Consider the following 17,039-nt stretch of genomic DNA (forward strand, 5'->3'; position numbering starts at 1 on the left):
GTAGGGGAAATGATTGGAATAAAAAAGGGGAAAGTTAAGGTGAACTTTTAGTCTTTACTGTTTTTTGTGATTTCCAAAAAAATGAAGTCATTAATCCTACACTTACAACTACATCAACTATATTCCAGATTGTTCTACCCAAAGCAACTTTTATAAAGGGCTGAAATAATAACGCTAACGCGAGATAAATAATTACGTTCGAATTTAATGTTTTATTTTTTTGATAATCGAAATAAGCTAATAATGCAAAACCTAACATTCCGGCAAAACGAGCAGCCTGGTAATAACCATACGGCATTTTTAAAAGGCAAAGTAGAAATAGGATTGAGAGGATGACTTTTAGAATAATTAGAGTTGTATCATTTTTCATATTTATGCTTTAAAGCTTTTTATTCTATCCACCCTAAACATGATTTATTTAAGTTGTCAACATATTCAGTCACCATCCTAAAAACCAATCTCCTTCCCGGAATTAAACTGGCAAACTCTTCGTCTGTTGCAAAATTTAAGGTCAAATGAGCAGAAGATTTATTCGCTATTTTTAGAATGTTACACAAATTTTGCTTTTCAATTGAGTTCAATATACTCAGAGGATATGCTTGTTTCCCAGGAATTACATCCCATATTTGAACATCGTCTTCTTTGTTACTATAAAAATTGACGAGTTTATTTTCCTTCAACCCAAGTCCCATAAAATGAATCAGACTTCTTGCAAATACAATAGAGATTTCAAAGGCAGGTTGCAAAAATTCACTTTCCCAATAGCATTTTTTATTCTCGCTTTCTTGCTCATAAGTTTTCGCACGTCTTCTGGAAAAGTAAAGGTCCCATGCCATTAACGAATTTAACCGATATGGAATTTCCTCATTCAAATACTTCAATTGTTGTTGAGAGGTTAAAGTCATTAATTTTAATATTTTAATTTCGTGTTGATTCTTCGTCCCGAATTCATTTATTTATTTTAAATCTAAATCCTTAATATACTCTCCTGCCAATTTGGAACCTAAGTCCCGGGCTTTTTGCAAATCAGATTTCGCATTAGTCATATTTCCATCTTGATAATAAAATACGCCCCGGCTAAAATATGCATCACCATTTTGAGGTGGTAATTCGATTGCTTTTTGAAAATCATCCAAAGCTCCGTCCTTATCTTTTATCTCGCCCTTTGCTATACCCCGACTTATATAAGCCAATCTGTTATGTGGTGAAAGTTCTATAGCTTTACTAAAATCGGCTATCGCGTTTTCAAAATCACGGTTCTCAAATTTTTTCTGCGCCATTAACATAAATGCTTCCGAACTAATACTTACTTTTTCTTCTGAATTCTTTTTCAAAAAATAAATAATTTCTTCTTTTGATAATTTATCGAACAATGAAGGATCTTTCATAATCTCAAGCTTTGCAAACTCAGTTTCTGTTTGAATTGCAATTCCACAAAAAATATGACCGAAAATAAAACTCAAGCAGAAAAAAATACCATAATCGTTAAGGTGAAATCCATGATTAAACCAGAACCAACATAAGAGAATTATTGGTATAATCAATATTCCATTTTTTTTTGAAAACGCGATATATGTCCCCCAATATGAAAATAAAATTCCAAAAAGTAAATACCAGTTGTGATCTTTATAAGCTATGATGGGAATTAATATTAAAGGACCGTACATATATCCGAACATAAAAAAATAGAAAGCTGTTTTCCCAAATCCTTTTAAGAATTTTCGTTCAGCAGTGAACGATGTATCAAAGTGGAATTGTAGCGTTTTATCATATTGAACTCCGTTAGTATATTCTTGATAAGTTAGACCTTTTATAACATCAATATTGCTGTTGTTAGTTTCAGGCATAATTAGTTGGTTTTAAAATGCAAAAGGCAGTTTGAAATTAAGTAAGAACGAACTTGTGTAAAAAAAAGAAACATTCGATTGTTTTTTTGATTTACTAATCTACATAACCTCTTCCTTAGTGTTGATGTGATTATCAGGTATTTGATTATTTCTGTTTAAACCACGGTCAATTTCGGAATTTGGTAAACTTAAAAATAAATCACTCGGAAGAACAGAATAATAATCCTTAGCACCTGTTCTATATATAAGATTCAAGGTTGCTACACCATCACTCAGATTAAGTTCTGCTATAAAAACATCTTTCTTATAATGATATAAAGTTAAGTATTGATAAGGTTCTTCTAAACAAAAGTTTGCCCTTGTAAGATTTAGCTTTTTGATAATTTCTGCTTGCATCTATTTATTTTTGTAAAGGTACAGGCATCCTTTCATCAAGTATATCAAATTTGGGGGCAAAATATAGCAACGAACTAACCAAATTTTTTCCAGTTGACCAGACTGATTTATCTTTTAAAGAAAGAATAATTGTTTCTAATTCTTCCGTTATCCCAAGCTGTTCTAATTTAAAACATGAGTATCAATTTCATCTTCTTCCTCTAATGAAATCAAACTCCTGATTAATTCCAGCCGTTTTATAATTTTGGAAAACTTCATTTTTTGAACATCCGGCATAAGCAATTCGTTTTAGTAAATTTAATGACAACCAGTAAAGAAACAAAAAAGGCGGTTTCTTATTTTTAACTTCTGCCTTTTATTTCCATTATAACCAATTCCTTTATTTCTAAAGTAATCTGATAAAATTCTTCTGCTTCTTCTACTGAGGGTAATAAAAAATCATGCGGATATCTTCCCCTCACTGCAAAATCTTCAAGGTTTTTCACATCAACTTCTTTAAAACGATCATTAATTGTTGAGCAGTTTTTTAACAACAGATCAATATTGTGTGTTTTGGGGAAATCCTTTTTATGAAAGATTAAAAATGTTTTCAAATATTTTTCTACTGCCTGCTGGCAATGAAAGCAGGAGATGTCCAAAATGATTGGTTGATGATCAAGAATTAGTCGAGCCGCCAACAAATCGTTTGCTGCTTTTTCAAGCCATTGTTCCACATAATTTCTTTCATCGTCTTTCATATTTCTACCGCTTCTTTCATTGCATAGTAAACGATATGGCCTGATAAATTCTTTTTCTGTGACACTTCCTTTTCACTTTGAATAATGACATCAAAAGGAAGGTTTAATTCATTTACCAGCGCTTTTCTGATCTTACTTTCCCAATTCATTTTTACGCGTGGCGCGTATGTTTCGCGTGTAATGACTAAAAGATCATAGTCACTGTCTATAGTAGATTCTCCTCTTGCCCTTGAGCCAAACAAAAGCACCTGGGCATTTGGCAAAAAGGAATTTACCATTGATTTGATTGTATGATGAATCTGATCTTTCATTATTCCACAAATATAATTTTTATAATTCAAGATTTTCTAGCGCCAATAACTATCAATTTCATCTTCTTCCTCCAATGAAATCAGGCCTTTTATTAGTTCCTGCCGTTTGATGATTTTGGAAAGATTTATATTTTGAACATCCGGCATAAGCAAGTTGTTGGAGTAAATATAAAGCTTATCGAAACTCTTTCCATTTAAGAAAGATTGTTACTTCCTTCTGTATTTTTTTCGCGGATTTCTACTTGTATGAAATATAGAATTGATAATAATTATTCCTTCCTTTTTATAAAATGTATAAATGATTATAAAGGGAAAAGTTCGCAAAGCTATTTGTCTAAAATTACTTTTTTTCTTTGGATATCTTTCCGGATGTTCTATAATAGATTCAATCTTTTTAGTTACTAAATCACGAAATCTTTCTCCTAATCCAGACTTCTTGTTTCATACCATTCTACAGTTTCCTGAAATTCAATTCCCGCGTCTTCAAGAAACTTAAGAGTAAGCATTATTTTTTCAGCTTTTACTTTTTTAATCACTTCATTTACTCCAGCTAATGTTTCTTTAAAAGTATAAGTTTTAGCAGTACCATTTAAATACTCTTTCTCCCTCCGTTCTAATTCGGCAATAAATACTTCATCTTCCCAGCAATTATCTGTTTCTTCTATTTCTTCTTCAACCATTGTGTAAATTGCTTTAAGTTTCTTTTCCTCAGCGGTTTCAATATAATTATGCAGTTTTTCTTTTAATTCCTGCGTTTTCATGATGCTGACTTTTAAAACAAATATAAGAATTTAGGTTCGTAATTTTGTATGTGTTAGGAGTTGTTCTAAGTTAAACATGCAATAACAATTTCATCTTCTTCCTCCAACGAAATAAGGGCTCTTTATTAATTCCAGCCGTTTGATGATTTTGGAAAGATTGGTATTTTGAACATCCGGCATAAGCAAATTGGTTTTAGAAATATAGTAAACAAAGCTGCCAACCAGCGGGTAAACAAAAAATGAGATTTTCTGTTTTCGATTAAAATTCCACGCTCAGTTATCACTTTTCTCCGCCGCCATCACCATTCTTATTTCTCCATAACTAATATCTTCCGGCAAATTTTCTTTTAAAGTTTTTGTACTTAACCGGCCATTAATTGCTATCGCCTCTTTTATCAACTTTTGTTTTTCCGCAGAAACCAAATCATCAATATTTATTTGTTTACTGGCAATAAAAGAAGCTAAATGTCTTTCAATTGTGGTGGTTGCAAGATTCCTTTCCGCGGCAATTTCTGCAATAGATTTTCCCTCTATATACAAATTGAAACTCAAAATATTTGTAGGAGTTCTTTCTTCCAAAGATTTTTCTTTACGCTCCTTTTTTGGATTGCCTTCTTTTGAAGACATATTACTTTCTAAATTATTCCTGCTGCAATAATCCTGAACCATATCTAAAATATCATCGCCATATTTTTCTGCTTTTGCTTTTCCAAAACCGCTTAAATTCATCAAATCTTTTTTGGTAAAAGGCAAGTAAGTGGCAATTTCTTTCAGGGCATTCTGATTGGCAACCAAATAAATCGGCATCCCGGATTCTTCAACTATCAAATCTCTCCAACGCTTCAGGCTATCAAACAATTCAGGATTAGGCACATCCGAAGAAGATTGTTTTTTGCCGCTTGCATACGCGGAAACTTTTAACCGGGGCAATTCATATTTTATTTTATGCTGCAAAAATGTAGTTACAGAAAATGGTTCTTTGCAGTATTGCAAATAATAATTTTGAAGATGCAGCGCCAGTAATAATTGATTCAAATACTCATTTAGAATAGTCGCTGCTTCCCTGTGCTCTGTTATTATTGGATGGTTTTGGATAGCATCCTGAAACGCCAAAAATTTTGGTGAGAAATGGTTGGCTGCGTCATTAATTCTTTTTTGCAAAGCTTTGTTTTTTTCAACTACTGGTTCTTGTTTCATGAAGTCGCGGATATGCCTGGTAAAATTTAAGCCAACAATTCTGTCAGCAGTAAACGAACTTTTAAGCTCATTTATCCATTTCAGAGATTCTTTGCTTAGTTTTTCTTTTTGCTCATTTATTCTAAATTCCAAAACTTCCACCAGCGTTTTTATTTCTTCAAAAGAAAATATTTCTTCCAGCAATTGTAGGGTAAAAACCTGCCTCGCACCTTCAAATCTTTCTGCCAGCGAGCCTTTCGGCGCAAGTGTTTTCTGACCATTGATTACATTTTCATTACTATAAATGGCAGAAGAAGGAATTTTGGATAATAAAACAATACCATCCAAACTGGTGCAGCGGCTCAATGCTACATACACCTGGCCACTGCTGAAAGCGGCTCCGGCATCTATCATTACTTTTTCAAACGTAAGCCCCTGGCTTTTGTGAATGGTAATGGCCCATGCAAGGCGTAACGGGAATTGAGTAAATGTTCCCAAAACTTCCTGCTCCAGTTTTCCATCATTTCTGCCTAAACTATAGCGGGTATTTTCCCAGGTTTCCGGTGACACATAAATTTCAAATCCATCGCAGTCAACAATAATTTCATCCTGGTCCAATCTTTTGATTACCCCGATTTTGCCATTGAAGTATCTTTTTTCTGTGTCGTTTTTCAGGAACATCACTTGCGCGCCTTCTTTCAAAACCAATGAACCTTCCGCGGGATACATACTTTCGGGGAAATCATCTTCAATTCTCGCGCTGTAGGTAAATGACCGGGCTGGTAATTTATGTAATTCACGTGCATTGATGAGGTCTGCCTGGTTATTGTGAGAAGTAAGGGTAATGTATTTTTCTTCCAGTTCAGGACGAAATGCAGGATAAAACCGGCTATGCAGATCTTCAAAATCATCCGCATTCATTTGGTTGTTGCGCACTTTGTTCAGAAGATAAACAAAGGAATCCTCTTTCTGCCTGTAAATTTTATTTAGTTCAATCAGAATTGGCATCTGCTCTTTTATAACGAGACTGTCAAAAAAGAATTCCGAAGAATAGTATTCCTGCAAAATGCTCCACTCGTCGCGCTTCGCTACTGGTGGCAATTGGTACAGATCACCGATACACAATAATTGCACGCCGCCAAAAGGCAGTTCATGTTTCCTGCGAACTGATCGTAAGATCGTGTCAATTGCATCCATCGTATCGCAGCGAACCATGCTGATTTCATCAATTACCAGTAGTTCCATTTTGCGCAAAAGATCCTGGCGCCTTTTCACAAATTTCATTTTGCCCAATAAATCGCTCCTGCCTGCCATTGTAGGCAGAAAAGGGCTAAAGGGTAATTGAAACAAACTGTGCAGAGTAACTCCTCCCGCATTGATAGCTGCAACACCTGTAGGAGCAGCCACAATAATATTTTTAGAACTGTTTTCTTTCAAATATTTGAGGAAGGTAGTCTTTCCTGTCCCGGCTTTTCCGGTGAGGAAAATGTTTTCACTCGTTTCAGTAACAAAGCGGTAAGCGAGGTCAAAAATTTCGTTGCGATCTAATGAGTTTGAATTTTCCATTTTAAAAAACACCTGTGGCAATTGATAGAATATGCTTTAATTCAGCCAAGATCGAAACAATTCGCCAAATAAAAAATATAGAAAATTGAAAAAAGGTAAACCCGGTTAAAAAAAAGCCACGAATTACAAAATTTGCCGGGATTTTCAGAACCTGTCGCCACTCTGTCCACAACTGAAAACCCATGTAATCCGTGGCCCCGAACCTAAGCAGTGGGTTTTGGCCCTATCAACAAGAACTCGTTGACTTGGATTTGTGTAATAAACCTTTTGATACCGTCCTTATCGGTATAGTTATTATTCATAAGTTTGCCTTCTATAGCCACTTCCATTCCTTTAGTTAAATACTTTTCTACTACATCAGCTATTTTTCCCCAGGCCACGACATTATGCCATTGCGTCTCTACCACTTTTTCACCCTTCGCATTGTAATAGGTTTCATTGGTGGCGATGGAAAACTTTGCCAGCTTTCTGCCTTTTTCTGTGTTCTTAATTTCAGGAGCGTTTCCTAAATTGCCAATCAGCTGAACTTTGTTTTTTAATGCATTCATGACTTTACGTTTTGCGTCCAATTTTTTTGGACAGATTTAAAAAAAATGTTTTTATTTCAGTTGATGAGTTGTTTTTTCATCAGCATCACAAAGATGCCATCCCGGAAAAGGGTTAATCGGTTTTTAATCATTTATAGTTGGATATAACCGTTTGTAAACGATTGTACATGAAATAAAAACAGTAACTTTCTCTCAGAATCAAATGCCAAAAACATGACAGCTACCGAAACTGCCACCTGCCTCAATTGTAATAAAACGCTGAAAGGCCGCACAGATAAGAAGTTTTGCGATGATTATTGCCGCAATTCCTACAACAATCAATTAAAAGCCTCAAAAAATAATCTTGTAAGAAACATTAATAACGCACTGGGGAAAAACCGGAGAATTTTAGAAACTTTTTTTAAGCAAGGTGAAGACACCGCTAAAACCACTAAGGAAAAACTGCTGGAAAAGGGTTTTCAGTTTAAATACATGACGCACACCTATACCACACAAAGAGCCCATGTTTATTTCTTCTGTTACGACCTTGGCTATATGGCCTTAGATAATGATTGGTATTTATTGGTAAAAAGAAAAGAAATCAATCAATCGTCTTAAAATAAAAAGAGATTAATTTGTTGATTTACTATCGCGCATTCAGATAATAAGCTCCTTGAATGCGCAATGGTAACCGCATTGCAGAAAAAAACCTGGTTACTTTTTTATAAAGATGTATGAATTCTAAATAAAAAGAAAATAAAAATCACGCCTTTTTATCCGTTTACTATGCCGAGTTTCTGCCGGCATTAATAATGCCGAAAGAACAACGCATCGCCAGTTTTTCGTAAGTGGATTTCATCGGATCCTTTATCTGCTCCTGCTCCATTTTACGGATTTTCATCATGGCGTGCTGTTGAATCGTTACCAGCGGCAAAATCATTCTTTCACGCATATCTACTGAAAGCTGCTCCACGGGATAATCTGCCATCAGCTCGTTATTGCCGGTAAGCTTAAACAGGTATTTTTTTGTGATTTCGTATTCTTCAAATATCATATTCCATATTTCACTGAATTTCGTATCAGTAGATAAATATTCGGTAAGCGGAAAGTAGCATTTTTTCATTGCCATTTCACAATTATCAATAAGTGTTCTGAAGAACAAAGAATCCCTGTACAGCTTTTTAAACTCGCCAAACTTTCCTTCTTCCTCCATCTTTTTTAAAGCAGTTCCTACTCCATAATAGCCGGTTACGTTTTGCTTTATCTGGCTCCATGAACCCACAAAAGGAATCGCCCGCAAATCTTCCATATTCATTTTCCCTTTTTTCCTTTTGGTGGGTCGGCTTCCGATATTTGTGTCACTGTAAAATTTTAACGGGCTTACCTGCACCAGGTAATCCATAAAATAAGGATGATTTTTCAGCGCGATATATGCTTGAAACCCTTCTTCGGAAAGGCTTTGCAACAGGTCTTCTTCTTTTTGCTCCAGGGGAATATGCCGGTCAGAAAATATGTCGTTTGAAATTCCGGCGTTTAATAATTGTTCAAGATTATATTGTGCCGAATCGATGGTTCCAAAGTTTGAACTTACCGTCTGCCCTTGTATGGTAAGCTGTATTTCTTTGTTGGAAATATTTTTTCCCATCGAAGCATAAAACTTGTGTGTTTTGCCGCCGCCTCTTGCCGGTGGGCCGCCGCGGCCGTCGAAGAAAATTACTTCTATACCATATTGTTTTGAAATGGCAGTGAGGTCTTCTTTCGCCCTGTAAATACACCAGTTGCCCATGAGGTAACCGCCATCTTTTGTACCGTCTGAAAAACCGAGCATTATCGTTTGAACATTATTTCTGCGCTTCAGATGTTCGCGGTATTCTTTATTTTCAAACAGCGTTTTCATTATTGGAACCGAGTTCTGTAAATCTTCCACGGTTTCAATCAACGGGACAATATCCACTTTCATTTTTTCCTTTTTCCACCCGCTCATAATAAACAAGCCATAAATCTGCAAAACGTGCAAAGGCTTTTCAGCGTGGCTGATAATATACCTGTTGCAGCCCCTTTCGCCATTGTATTGTTGAATCAGCTTTATAGCTTTGATACTTTTAAACGTGTCATTGATAATAGGATCGCCATAATCCTTTTCAGGCAGCTCTTTGGTATTTTTTGTTAGAAATTCTATCTTTTTTTCATCGCTTAGCTTGTCATAATCCGCAGGGAAAAAGGTGCCCGAAGTTGCCAATGCAGTAAATACTTTTTTGTGGATAGAACTGTCCTGCCGTATATCCAGCGAAGCAAAATACAATCCGAAAATATGCACTTTATTAATCAGGCCGTCGATGAGATGACAAAACAATCCGTTGTGCTGATATATCAGGATTTCCCTTACCTCATTTAGTATTTTCAGAATGTCGGCTTTTGTGATGGCCGTGCGGTTTCCGGGAATAAAAATATTATTGTATAACTGTTTTTCCAGTTCGAGCAGTAAATTATCCACTCCTTTAAAAGTGAGCCTGCGCCTTAATTTGCGGATTTCAATGTAATAGCATTTGATGATAGCGCCGCGCAATGCGTCAGCCACATTTAAGGTAGTTTCTGTATTCACAAAGGGGTTCCCATCGCGATCGCCGCCGGGCCAAAAACCCATTTTTAGCACCGGATTATTTTGGTAATCTGCCTCAGGGAACTGGCTTTGCAAAAAAGAAACGATTCTGCCCGCGGCCGGAAAAAATACATTTTCAAGATACCACACCAGGCTCATCGCTTCATCATAAGGTGTTGGCTTTTCTTTTTTGAAAAAAGGAGTTTTGCCTAACTGTTGAAGGTACATGTTGATTTTTGCGGTATCATTTTCGGAAAGCGATTTGGAAAGATCATTTATGATGCCCAATACTGAGCCTGGATAGAATTGAGTAGGATGCGCGGTAAGTACAATTTCTACTGAAAAATTTTCCAGCTTTGTTATCAGCTCTTTCTCTTTTTTGTACTGAAGCGCCTCAACTTCTAATTGCTTTAATGTGCCGGCGCCGGTCATATTGTGCACATATTTAAAAGCGGCATCTTCCAATGCATCAAAAAGAACCACCTGCCTTTCAACAAATTGTATAAACCTGAAAAGCAAATCCACTTTTTCAGATTCCGTCTTAAAGGAAGTATCTTTTAAAAAGAATTCGTCAATAATCTGTGCAGGGCTGTATTTCTTTTTATATCCTTCTTCACAGATATTTAAAAACAATGACAAAAGCATTCCTGTTTTCTCAATTCTGTAAAAAGGAAGCGAGGTAAAAAGGCTGTTATATAATTGAAACTTGATGCCGACATAATTTTTAAAATTTTCCAGGCTGTGCGATGCATAATGCTCCATAAACTCTATAAATTGAAATAAGTACTTTGAAAGAATTTGGGTAAAAAACGCGATGAAGTTACTGGAAAAATTAATAAAGCTTGTTAACACTCTTCAATTCATTGTATATTTGCATCCGCAAACGATGAAAAAAACAGGCCTCATAATACTTCTGATAACTGCGCTTTCTTTGTTCAATGATGTAGCGGTTGCCCAATGCTCTATTTGCGCCAAAACCGTGATGCAGATGGGCGATCAGCCCGCCAAAGGATTTAATGATGGCATCATTTACCTCATGATTGTTCCTTACATTGCTATTGGCATTGTCGCTTACAAATGGTGGCAAAATGAAAAAAGAAAATCCTGACTTGCGATAGCCGCGGCGCCATTGCAAAAGCACATCCTGATTTTGCCTGGGAAAAATGTAATAAACTGTAATTTGCAAGCCACTCAGTAAACCAACAAATAAGGAAATTTTTTATTTTGGCACAATGACAAATTTTATTCCCATATTCCCTTTATCAATTGTGGTATATCCCCACGAAAATCTGAATCTTCATATTTTTGAACCCCGGTACAAACAACTGATTCGGGAATGCATTGATCAGAAGAAATTATTTGGAGTGCCCGTTGTGCTGAATGATCAAATGCAGGAATTGGGAACCCTGCTTGAAATTATTGAAATCAGCAAAGAATATGAAAACGGTGAAATGGATATTAAAACAAGGGGAGCGAAAGTTTTTAGAATCCTGGAAGTAATAGATACGATTCCGGATAAATTATACAGCGGAGCCATTGTAAATTATCCGCACAATCATGAGCATGGAAAAAGATTGTTGATGGATAAGTTGCTTATGAGCATTCAAAAGCTACATGAACTTTTAAATGTGGAAAAGCCTTTGAAAGCCGGCAACAATGATTTGTGGAGTTACAATGTAGCCCACAAGGTAGGCCTTACGCTGGAGGAAGAATACGAATTACTTGGTTTGATGAATGAACTGCAGCGGCAGGAATACTTAAAAAGGCATCTTGCAAAAGTATTGCCTATTGTTGCTGAAATGGAATCTTTAAAAGAGAAAATTAAACTAAATGGCCATTTTAAAAATATTTCGGGATTTAATATTTCTTAAAAGGGTGAAGGCTAAGAGCCAACAGCTAAAGGCTAAGAGCTAAAACTTACAACAATCAATAAACTTTTAATAATTGATCGAGACCACAATTTGCTTCGACTTTGGCAACACGCTGCTGAAATATGGTGTTTTTGAAAATGAACAACTCATAAAAGTTGAAAATTTGCAAAATGACCAACCGGAAACAATCAGCGCTGTTCTACAAGATTATAAGCCAGGCCATACTATACTATCTTCTGTCATTCACCATAATCCTGAAATTGAAAAAGAGCTCGCAAAAGAAAGTTCATTTTTAAAATTAGATGCCACGGTAAAATTACCTTTTACCACCCCGGTAAGCAAGCCGGAAACTATTGGTGCAGACCGCCTGGCGCTTGCTGCTTATGCTTCGTTTTTTTATAAAAATCAAAATACATTGGTAATTGCGCTTGGATCCTGCATCACCTACAATTTCATCAACAAATACAATAGCTTCATCGGGGGAAGCATTTCACCGGGAATGCAGATGCGTTTTAAAGCGCTGCACGACCTTACAGCAAAACTGCCGGTAGTGGAGGTGGATTGGAATTTCCCCATTATCGGCTATGATACCAGGACGAATATCTTAAGTGGAGTATTGCAGGGCATGGCGTCTGAAATTGATGGAATTATAGACGAATACAAATCGAAATTTGAGAAATTTAACGTGCTTTTAACCGGCGGAGATACTGCCAATTTTGTGCGACATCTTAAAAATAAGATATTTGCCGACCCCTGGTTAATCCTAAAGGGACTATATGCAATCAGCAAATACAATGAGCATATCAAAAATTAAGTTCGTCTTTTTATTACTGACTGCATACCCGGTCGTTTCCTTTGCACAGCTCAATTCGCCTTATTCAAGATATGGAATAGGCAACCTGATACCACAGGCAAATGTTGCCAACAGGGCTATGGGCGGTATTTCAGGAGCCTACACTGATCCAACTTCCATCAATACGATTAATCCGGCAAGTTATAGCGACCTGGTGTATTCAACCCTTGATTTGGGTGTTGAATATGACGGATTAAATCTGAAAAGTAAAGAACCACAGGGCTCATTTAAATCGAATAATGGAATTGTGCCTTATCTCGATTTTGGATTTCCGCTGCTTAGAAATAATAAAAAGGCACAGGAGAAGAAAATTTCATGGGGCATGGCTTTTGGCCTCAGGCCCATTTCAAAAATTAATTATAAAGTGCTTAACACGTCGCCTTCTATCGACAGCTCTACCACAACGTATGAAGGATCAGGAGGCGTAAACCAGGCTTTTATAGGAACTGGCATCCGTTTTCACCGGTTCAGCATTGGTTTTAATACCGGATATCTTTTCGGAGAAAAATCTTACGATACCCGCCTTGTATTCACCGGCGCATTAGATTCACTGTATTATTATAAAACGCATTATGGATCTTCTACCCACTTTGGGGGCATCTTTCTGAACGCCGGAGCGCAATATTCAATTAAGCTAAATAAAAATGCTGCGCTGGGATTGGGCGTTTATGGAACCATGCAAAAAAGCTATAAGGGCAACAAAGACGATGTGCTGGAAACTTATAATTACAATACGCAAACTGAAACCCCGCAGCCAATTGATACGGTCACCTATTTCCCTCTCCAAAAAGGAAATGTGCAAATGCCGGCTACCATTGGCGCAGGCCTCGCATACTCCAACGAGCATTTGTTAATAGGCGTAGATTATGAAAGCACACAATGGAGCAAGTACCGGTTTTTTGGACAAAAGGATTTTGTAAAAAATAGCTGGAATGCAAAGTTAGGCCTTCAATATATGCCGGCTACTTCTGGCTCTACCGGATATTTTAATTTCGTAAAATACAGGGCCGGCCTTTCTGTGGGCGAGGATTATATTGATATTGAAAACTCACTCCCGGTTTATTCCATCAGCCTCGGAGGCGGTTTTCCGTTGAAACTCAAACATAGCTTTTATGACCACCAGTATAGCATCATGAATTTTACTTTTGAATACCTGAACCGGGGAAATAATAATAATAACCTTACAGAAAACATGTACAAGGTAAGTTTCGGTTTCTCCCTAAGCGATATCTGGTTTATACGGCAAAAATATCAGTAAGCTGATTACATTTTCTGCATTCCGGCGTTTTATCTTTGTTCTTATTTTTCAAAATGAAGTTTTTGAGGAGATTACATACATATTATTTATCCGTTGTGCTGCTTTTCTTATGCTCGCTAACGGCATGTGAAAATTCTTTGGATGACATCAACCGCATTACAGCAAAGGAAACGGGTGTTGAAACTGCCAAAGGCGTTACCATTTTGTACACTATCGGAAGCAAAACCAAATCGCGCATCTCTGCGCCACTGATGCTTCGCCACCAGGAGGCTGTTCCGTATATTGAATTCACAAAAACCATCCACGCAGATTTTTTTAATGACACATTGGGTATTGAAAGCACCATGGATGCGCATTATGCCAAATATAATGAAACAGAAAGCAAAGTTTTTCTGAGAGATAGCGTGGTGGTCATCAATACCAAAGGCGACACACTTTATTGCAATGAATTGTATTGGGATAGGAAAAGAACCGGCGAAGAATTTTATACAGATAAGCCCGTTCGCATCCGCACGCCAACGCACATTTTGGATGGCGACGGCCTGGATGCTCCACAGGATTTCAAAAGCTGGCATTTGATTAACGGCAGGGGAATTGTTCGGGTAGGCTCGTCTGAATTTCCTCAATAAAAATCTTCAACTGTGATAACAAGAGCTTACAGTCTTTTTTACCAAAGTCGTAAATTCTTCTTCATACCTTCACGGCAAAACGAATTGGTACGATTTTAAGGAGTATTCAATGGAGAAATATTATTTTCATTTCCGCTTAAAACACAAAAACGAGGAATAATTATTTATTAACCACTAAAAATAAAAATCATGACTAAATATGCAAATGCACAATGGCAGGGAGCCAAAGAAGGAAAAGGAACTATATCAACAGAAACCAAAGCGCTGGACAATGCGCCATTCACGTTTGCAACCAGGTTTGGCGATGCAAAGGATGGAACAAATCCCGAAGAATTAATAGCAGCAGCCCATGCCGGATGTTTTTCAATGAAATTTGCCATCGTATTAAGCGAAGCCGGATTTACTGCCGATAAGATTGAAACGAAATGCGATATTACTTTTGCAGCGGGCGCCATTTCAAAATCGCATCTTACCGTAAATGCCAAAGTTCCGGGAATCAGCAAAGAAAAATTCGATGAATGTGCTAAGGATGCAAAGGAAAACTGCCCGATTTCTAAATCATTGAATTCGAACATTGAAATCACCATGGATGCCTCTTTGAGCAATTAAATCTATTAAACGAATACAGCATATAATCCGGCTCTGGCCGGATTTTTTTATTGTAGTAAACGAAACAATAAGGCTGAATTTTATTTTACATTCTTTTCAAAGGCATTAGGATATTCTACCGTTCAAACCTGATTTATTACATTTCTTTTCCACTTATCTTATATTGCATAATAATTTTTAAGCAATTGTTATGTCAATCCTTACAGTGGAAAATTTGTCCAAATCGTATGGGCGAATACAAGCATTGAAAAATGTAAGCTTTTCTGTTCCTGAAGGAACAGTTTTTGGAATTCTTGGCCCCAACGGCAGCGGTAAAACTACTACGCTCGGTACCATAACCGATATCTTGAAACCCACCTCCGGAACGTATAAATTATTCGGCGAACCTACCTCAGCAGAAAGCCGCCGCAAAATCGGAACGCTGCTGGAAACTCCTAATTTTTATCATTATTTATCGGGAATCAAAAACCTTGAAATTGCTGCAGAAATAAAACAACACGGCAGGGAAGACATTGACAAAGTATTGGAAATAGTAGATCTTACCAAAAGAAAAGATTCCAGATTCAGCACCTATTCTTTAGGCATGAAACAACGGCTCGCTATCGCTTCCTGCTTATTGGGCAGCCCTTCGGTATTAATTTTTGATGAGCCCACTAATGGCTTGGATCCTGTAGGAATTGCAGAAATAAGGGAACTGATGAAAAGATTGTATCGTGAAGGAAAAACAATCATTATGGCCAGCCACCTTTTGGATGAGGTAGAAAAAGTTTGTACTGATGTGGCTATTTTAAAAAGAGGAGAGTTAATTGTTTCAGGAAAAGTAAGCGAAATTTTATCAAAAGAAGATTTGGTAGAAGTAGCAGCCGGCGATCATCAAAAATTATTGGAAATCCTGGGCACTATGGAGCAAAAGACAAGAGTCGTTGACGAAATAAGCGTAATAAAAATATTTTTCACTTCCGGCAAAGCCAATCTCGCAGAATTAAACAGCTATTGCTTTAATAACGGGATAGTGCTCAATCATCTCACTCTCAAAAAACAAAGCCTCGAATCAAGGTTTTTCGAACTGACCAATAATTAATGTATGCTACATCATCTCAAAATTGAATGGCTTAAAGTAAAAGATTACAAAGCGTTCTGGATTTTTATCATCCTGTATCTGTTTGCCATCCTTGGCATTAATTACATCGGATTTTATATTAATGAAGTAACCGTGGAAAGCATGCCGGCCAGTAAAGTGCTGCTGGGCACGCCTTATTCTTTCCCTAAAGTGTGGCAAACTGTTGGTTTTATGAGTAGCTGGCTTTTATACTTTCCAGGCATCCTGTTTATTATGCTTTTTACAAATGAATTTAATTTTAAAACGCACCGCCAAAACATTATTGACGGATGGACACGCCAGGAATTTATTACCGTAAAATTTGTATTTGCCCTGTTGTTTTCAGTAGCTGCCACTATTTTTAATTTTCTCGTGGCTTTTTTGTTCGGAATGGTTACTACCGGTTCTCATTTTTCTTTTTTGGGCATGGAAAACGTGTTGTACATTTTTATTCAAACCTTTGCCTACATTACTTTTGCGATGTTTTTAGCCATCCTGTTCAGAAAAAGCGGCGCTGCCATTGCGGTATTCTTTCTTTACGGTTTAATTTTCGAATGGCTCATTACCCTCCTGATAAATCTGAAGCTGGAATTAGCTCCCATAGGTTACTTTTTGCCTTTGCAGGTTACTGATGTTATGCTTCCCATCCCCTTTGGCGATAAAGTGATTTATAAAGATGCCCCGGATACCTGGATAATGGTTCTTGCCAGCCTGGTATACATTGGCGGATATTATTTCTTTGCCTTGAAAAAATTTACCAAAGAGGATTTATAGAAAATAAAAATCCTGATTTTTTATTG

At 36.8% G+C, this 17,039-nt stretch carries 19 protein-coding genes and 1 pseudogene; 9 read left to right on the forward strand and 11 right to left on the reverse strand.

Annotated features, from left to right (window positions below; translation table 11 throughout):
- Positions 1–34: 34 nt before the first annotated feature.
- The 10 genes and pseudogenes from EFY79_RS10600 to EFY79_RS10650 form a co-directional block, all read right to left on the reverse strand.
- Positions 35–370 carry a DUF6804 family protein gene (locus EFY79_RS10600; RefSeq protein WP_123120683.1) on the reverse strand — a complete coding sequence of 112 codons (336 nt, stop codon included), beginning with the start codon at positions 368–370 and terminating at the stop codon, positions 35–37.
- A gap of 19 nt (positions 371–389) precedes the next feature.
- Positions 390–905, reverse strand: coding sequence for a hypothetical protein (locus EFY79_RS10605; protein WP_148041900.1), 516 nt, complete (start codon positions 903–905; stop codon positions 390–392).
- A 51-nt stretch (positions 906–956) separates the two neighbouring features.
- Positions 957–1,847 carry a tetratricopeptide repeat protein gene (locus EFY79_RS10610; RefSeq protein ID WP_123120685.1) on the reverse strand — a complete coding sequence of 297 codons (891 nt, stop codon included), beginning with the start codon at positions 1,845–1,847 and terminating at the stop codon, positions 957–959.
- Positions 1,848–1,946: 99 nt separating this feature from the next.
- Positions 1,947–2,243 carry a hypothetical protein gene (locus EFY79_RS10615; RefSeq protein WP_123120686.1) on the reverse strand — a complete coding sequence of 99 codons (297 nt, stop codon included), beginning with the start codon at positions 2,241–2,243 and terminating at the stop codon, positions 1,947–1,949.
- Positions 2,244–2,584: 341 nt separating this feature from the next.
- Positions 2,585–2,980 carry a HEPN domain-containing protein gene (locus EFY79_RS10620; RefSeq protein WP_123120687.1) on the reverse strand — a complete coding sequence of 132 codons (396 nt, stop codon included), beginning with the start codon at positions 2,978–2,980 and terminating at the stop codon, positions 2,585–2,587.
- Entirely contained in the window at positions 2,977–3,291 is a 315-nt protein-coding gene (locus EFY79_RS10625) for a nucleotidyltransferase domain-containing protein (RefSeq protein WP_123120688.1), read from the reverse strand. Before EFY79_RS10625 ends, EFY79_RS10620 begins: the two co-directional genes overlap by 4 nt.
- A gap of 207 nt (positions 3,292–3,498) precedes the next feature.
- Positions 3,499–3,702, reverse strand: a pseudogene (locus tag EFY79_RS22035) (type II toxin-antitoxin system RelE/ParE family toxin); the annotation flags it as partial.
- Between the two features lie 11 nt (positions 3,703–3,713).
- The gene (locus tag EFY79_RS10635) at positions 3,714–4,052 is read right to left on the reverse strand and encodes a hypothetical protein (protein WP_123120690.1); all 339 of its coding nucleotides are present in this window, start codon (positions 4,050–4,052) and stop codon (positions 3,714–3,716) included.
- Positions 4,053–4,325: 273 nt separating this feature from the next.
- Positions 4,326–6,794, reverse strand: a complete 2,469-nt coding sequence (locus EFY79_RS10640) for a helix-turn-helix domain-containing protein (RefSeq protein WP_123120691.1) — start codon at positions 6,792–6,794, stop codon at positions 4,326–4,328.
- Positions 6,795–6,997: 203 nt separating this feature from the next.
- On the reverse strand, positions 6,998–7,342 hold the full coding sequence (locus tag EFY79_RS10650; protein WP_123120693.1) for a single-stranded DNA-binding protein: 345 nt from the start codon (positions 7,340–7,342) through the stop codon (positions 6,998–7,000).
- Positions 7,343–7,555: 213 nt separating this feature from the next.
- Here EFY79_RS10650 and EFY79_RS10655 point away from each other — a divergent pair, with 213 nt between their 5' ends.
- Complete coding sequence (locus tag EFY79_RS10655; protein ID WP_123120694.1) at positions 7,556–7,939, forward strand: hypothetical protein; 384 nt, start codon at positions 7,556–7,558, stop codon at positions 7,937–7,939.
- 166 nt (positions 7,940–8,105) lie between these two features.
- On the opposite strand, the gene EFY79_RS10660 is transcribed toward EFY79_RS10655, so the two are convergent.
- Positions 8,106–10,682 (reverse strand): phosphoenolpyruvate carboxylase, encoded by a 2,577-nt coding sequence (locus EFY79_RS10660; RefSeq protein WP_123120695.1) that lies wholly within the window; start codon positions 10,680–10,682, stop codon positions 8,106–8,108.
- A 52-nt stretch (positions 10,683–10,734) separates the two neighbouring features.
- On the opposite strand from EFY79_RS10660, the gene EFY79_RS10665 reads away from it, so the two are divergent.
- The 8 genes from EFY79_RS10665 (at position 10,735) to EFY79_RS10700 (ending at position 17,013) form a co-directional block, all read left to right on the forward strand.
- Entirely contained in the window at positions 10,735–11,028 is a 294-nt protein-coding gene (locus EFY79_RS10665) for a hypothetical protein (RefSeq protein WP_123120696.1), read from the forward strand.
- 124 nt (positions 11,029–11,152) lie between these two features.
- Complete coding sequence (locus EFY79_RS10670) at positions 11,153–11,791, forward strand: LON peptidase substrate-binding domain-containing protein (RefSeq protein WP_123120697.1); 639 nt, start codon at positions 11,153–11,155, stop codon at positions 11,789–11,791.
- 73 nt (positions 11,792–11,864) lie between these two features.
- Entirely contained in the window at positions 11,865–12,605 is a 741-nt protein-coding gene (locus tag EFY79_RS10675) for a type III pantothenate kinase (RefSeq protein WP_123120698.1), read from the forward strand.
- On the forward strand, positions 12,586–13,902 hold the full coding sequence (locus EFY79_RS10680; RefSeq protein WP_148041901.1) for a hypothetical protein: 1,317 nt from the start codon (positions 12,586–12,588) through the stop codon (positions 13,900–13,902). The genes EFY79_RS10675 and EFY79_RS10680 overlap by 20 nt, the downstream gene beginning before the upstream one ends.
- 62 nt (positions 13,903–13,964) lie before the next feature.
- Positions 13,965–14,531 carry an LPS export ABC transporter periplasmic protein LptC gene (gene lptC, locus EFY79_RS10685; RefSeq protein WP_158605197.1) on the forward strand — a complete coding sequence of 189 codons (567 nt, stop codon included), beginning with the start codon at positions 13,965–13,967 and terminating at the stop codon, positions 14,529–14,531.
- 189 nt (positions 14,532–14,720) lie between these two features.
- Positions 14,721–15,140 (forward strand): OsmC family protein, encoded by a 420-nt coding sequence (locus tag EFY79_RS10690; protein WP_123120701.1) that lies wholly within the window; start codon positions 14,721–14,723, stop codon positions 15,138–15,140.
- 190 nt (positions 15,141–15,330) lie between these two features.
- Positions 15,331–16,221: an ABC transporter ATP-binding protein gene (locus EFY79_RS10695; protein WP_123120702.1), complete on the forward strand. Its 891-nt coding sequence runs from the start codon at positions 15,331–15,333 to the stop codon at positions 16,219–16,221.
- 3 nt (positions 16,222–16,224) lie between these two features.
- Positions 16,225–17,013 carry an ABC transporter permease gene (locus EFY79_RS10700; protein ID WP_123120703.1) on the forward strand — a complete coding sequence of 263 codons (789 nt, stop codon included), beginning with the start codon at positions 16,225–16,227 and terminating at the stop codon, positions 17,011–17,013.
- Positions 17,014–17,039 lie beyond the last annotated feature (26 nt).

This window comes from Hanamia caeni (assembly GCF_003721595.1).
GTDB lineage: Bacteria > Bacteroidota > Bacteroidia > Chitinophagales > Chitinophagaceae > Ginsengibacter > Ginsengibacter caeni.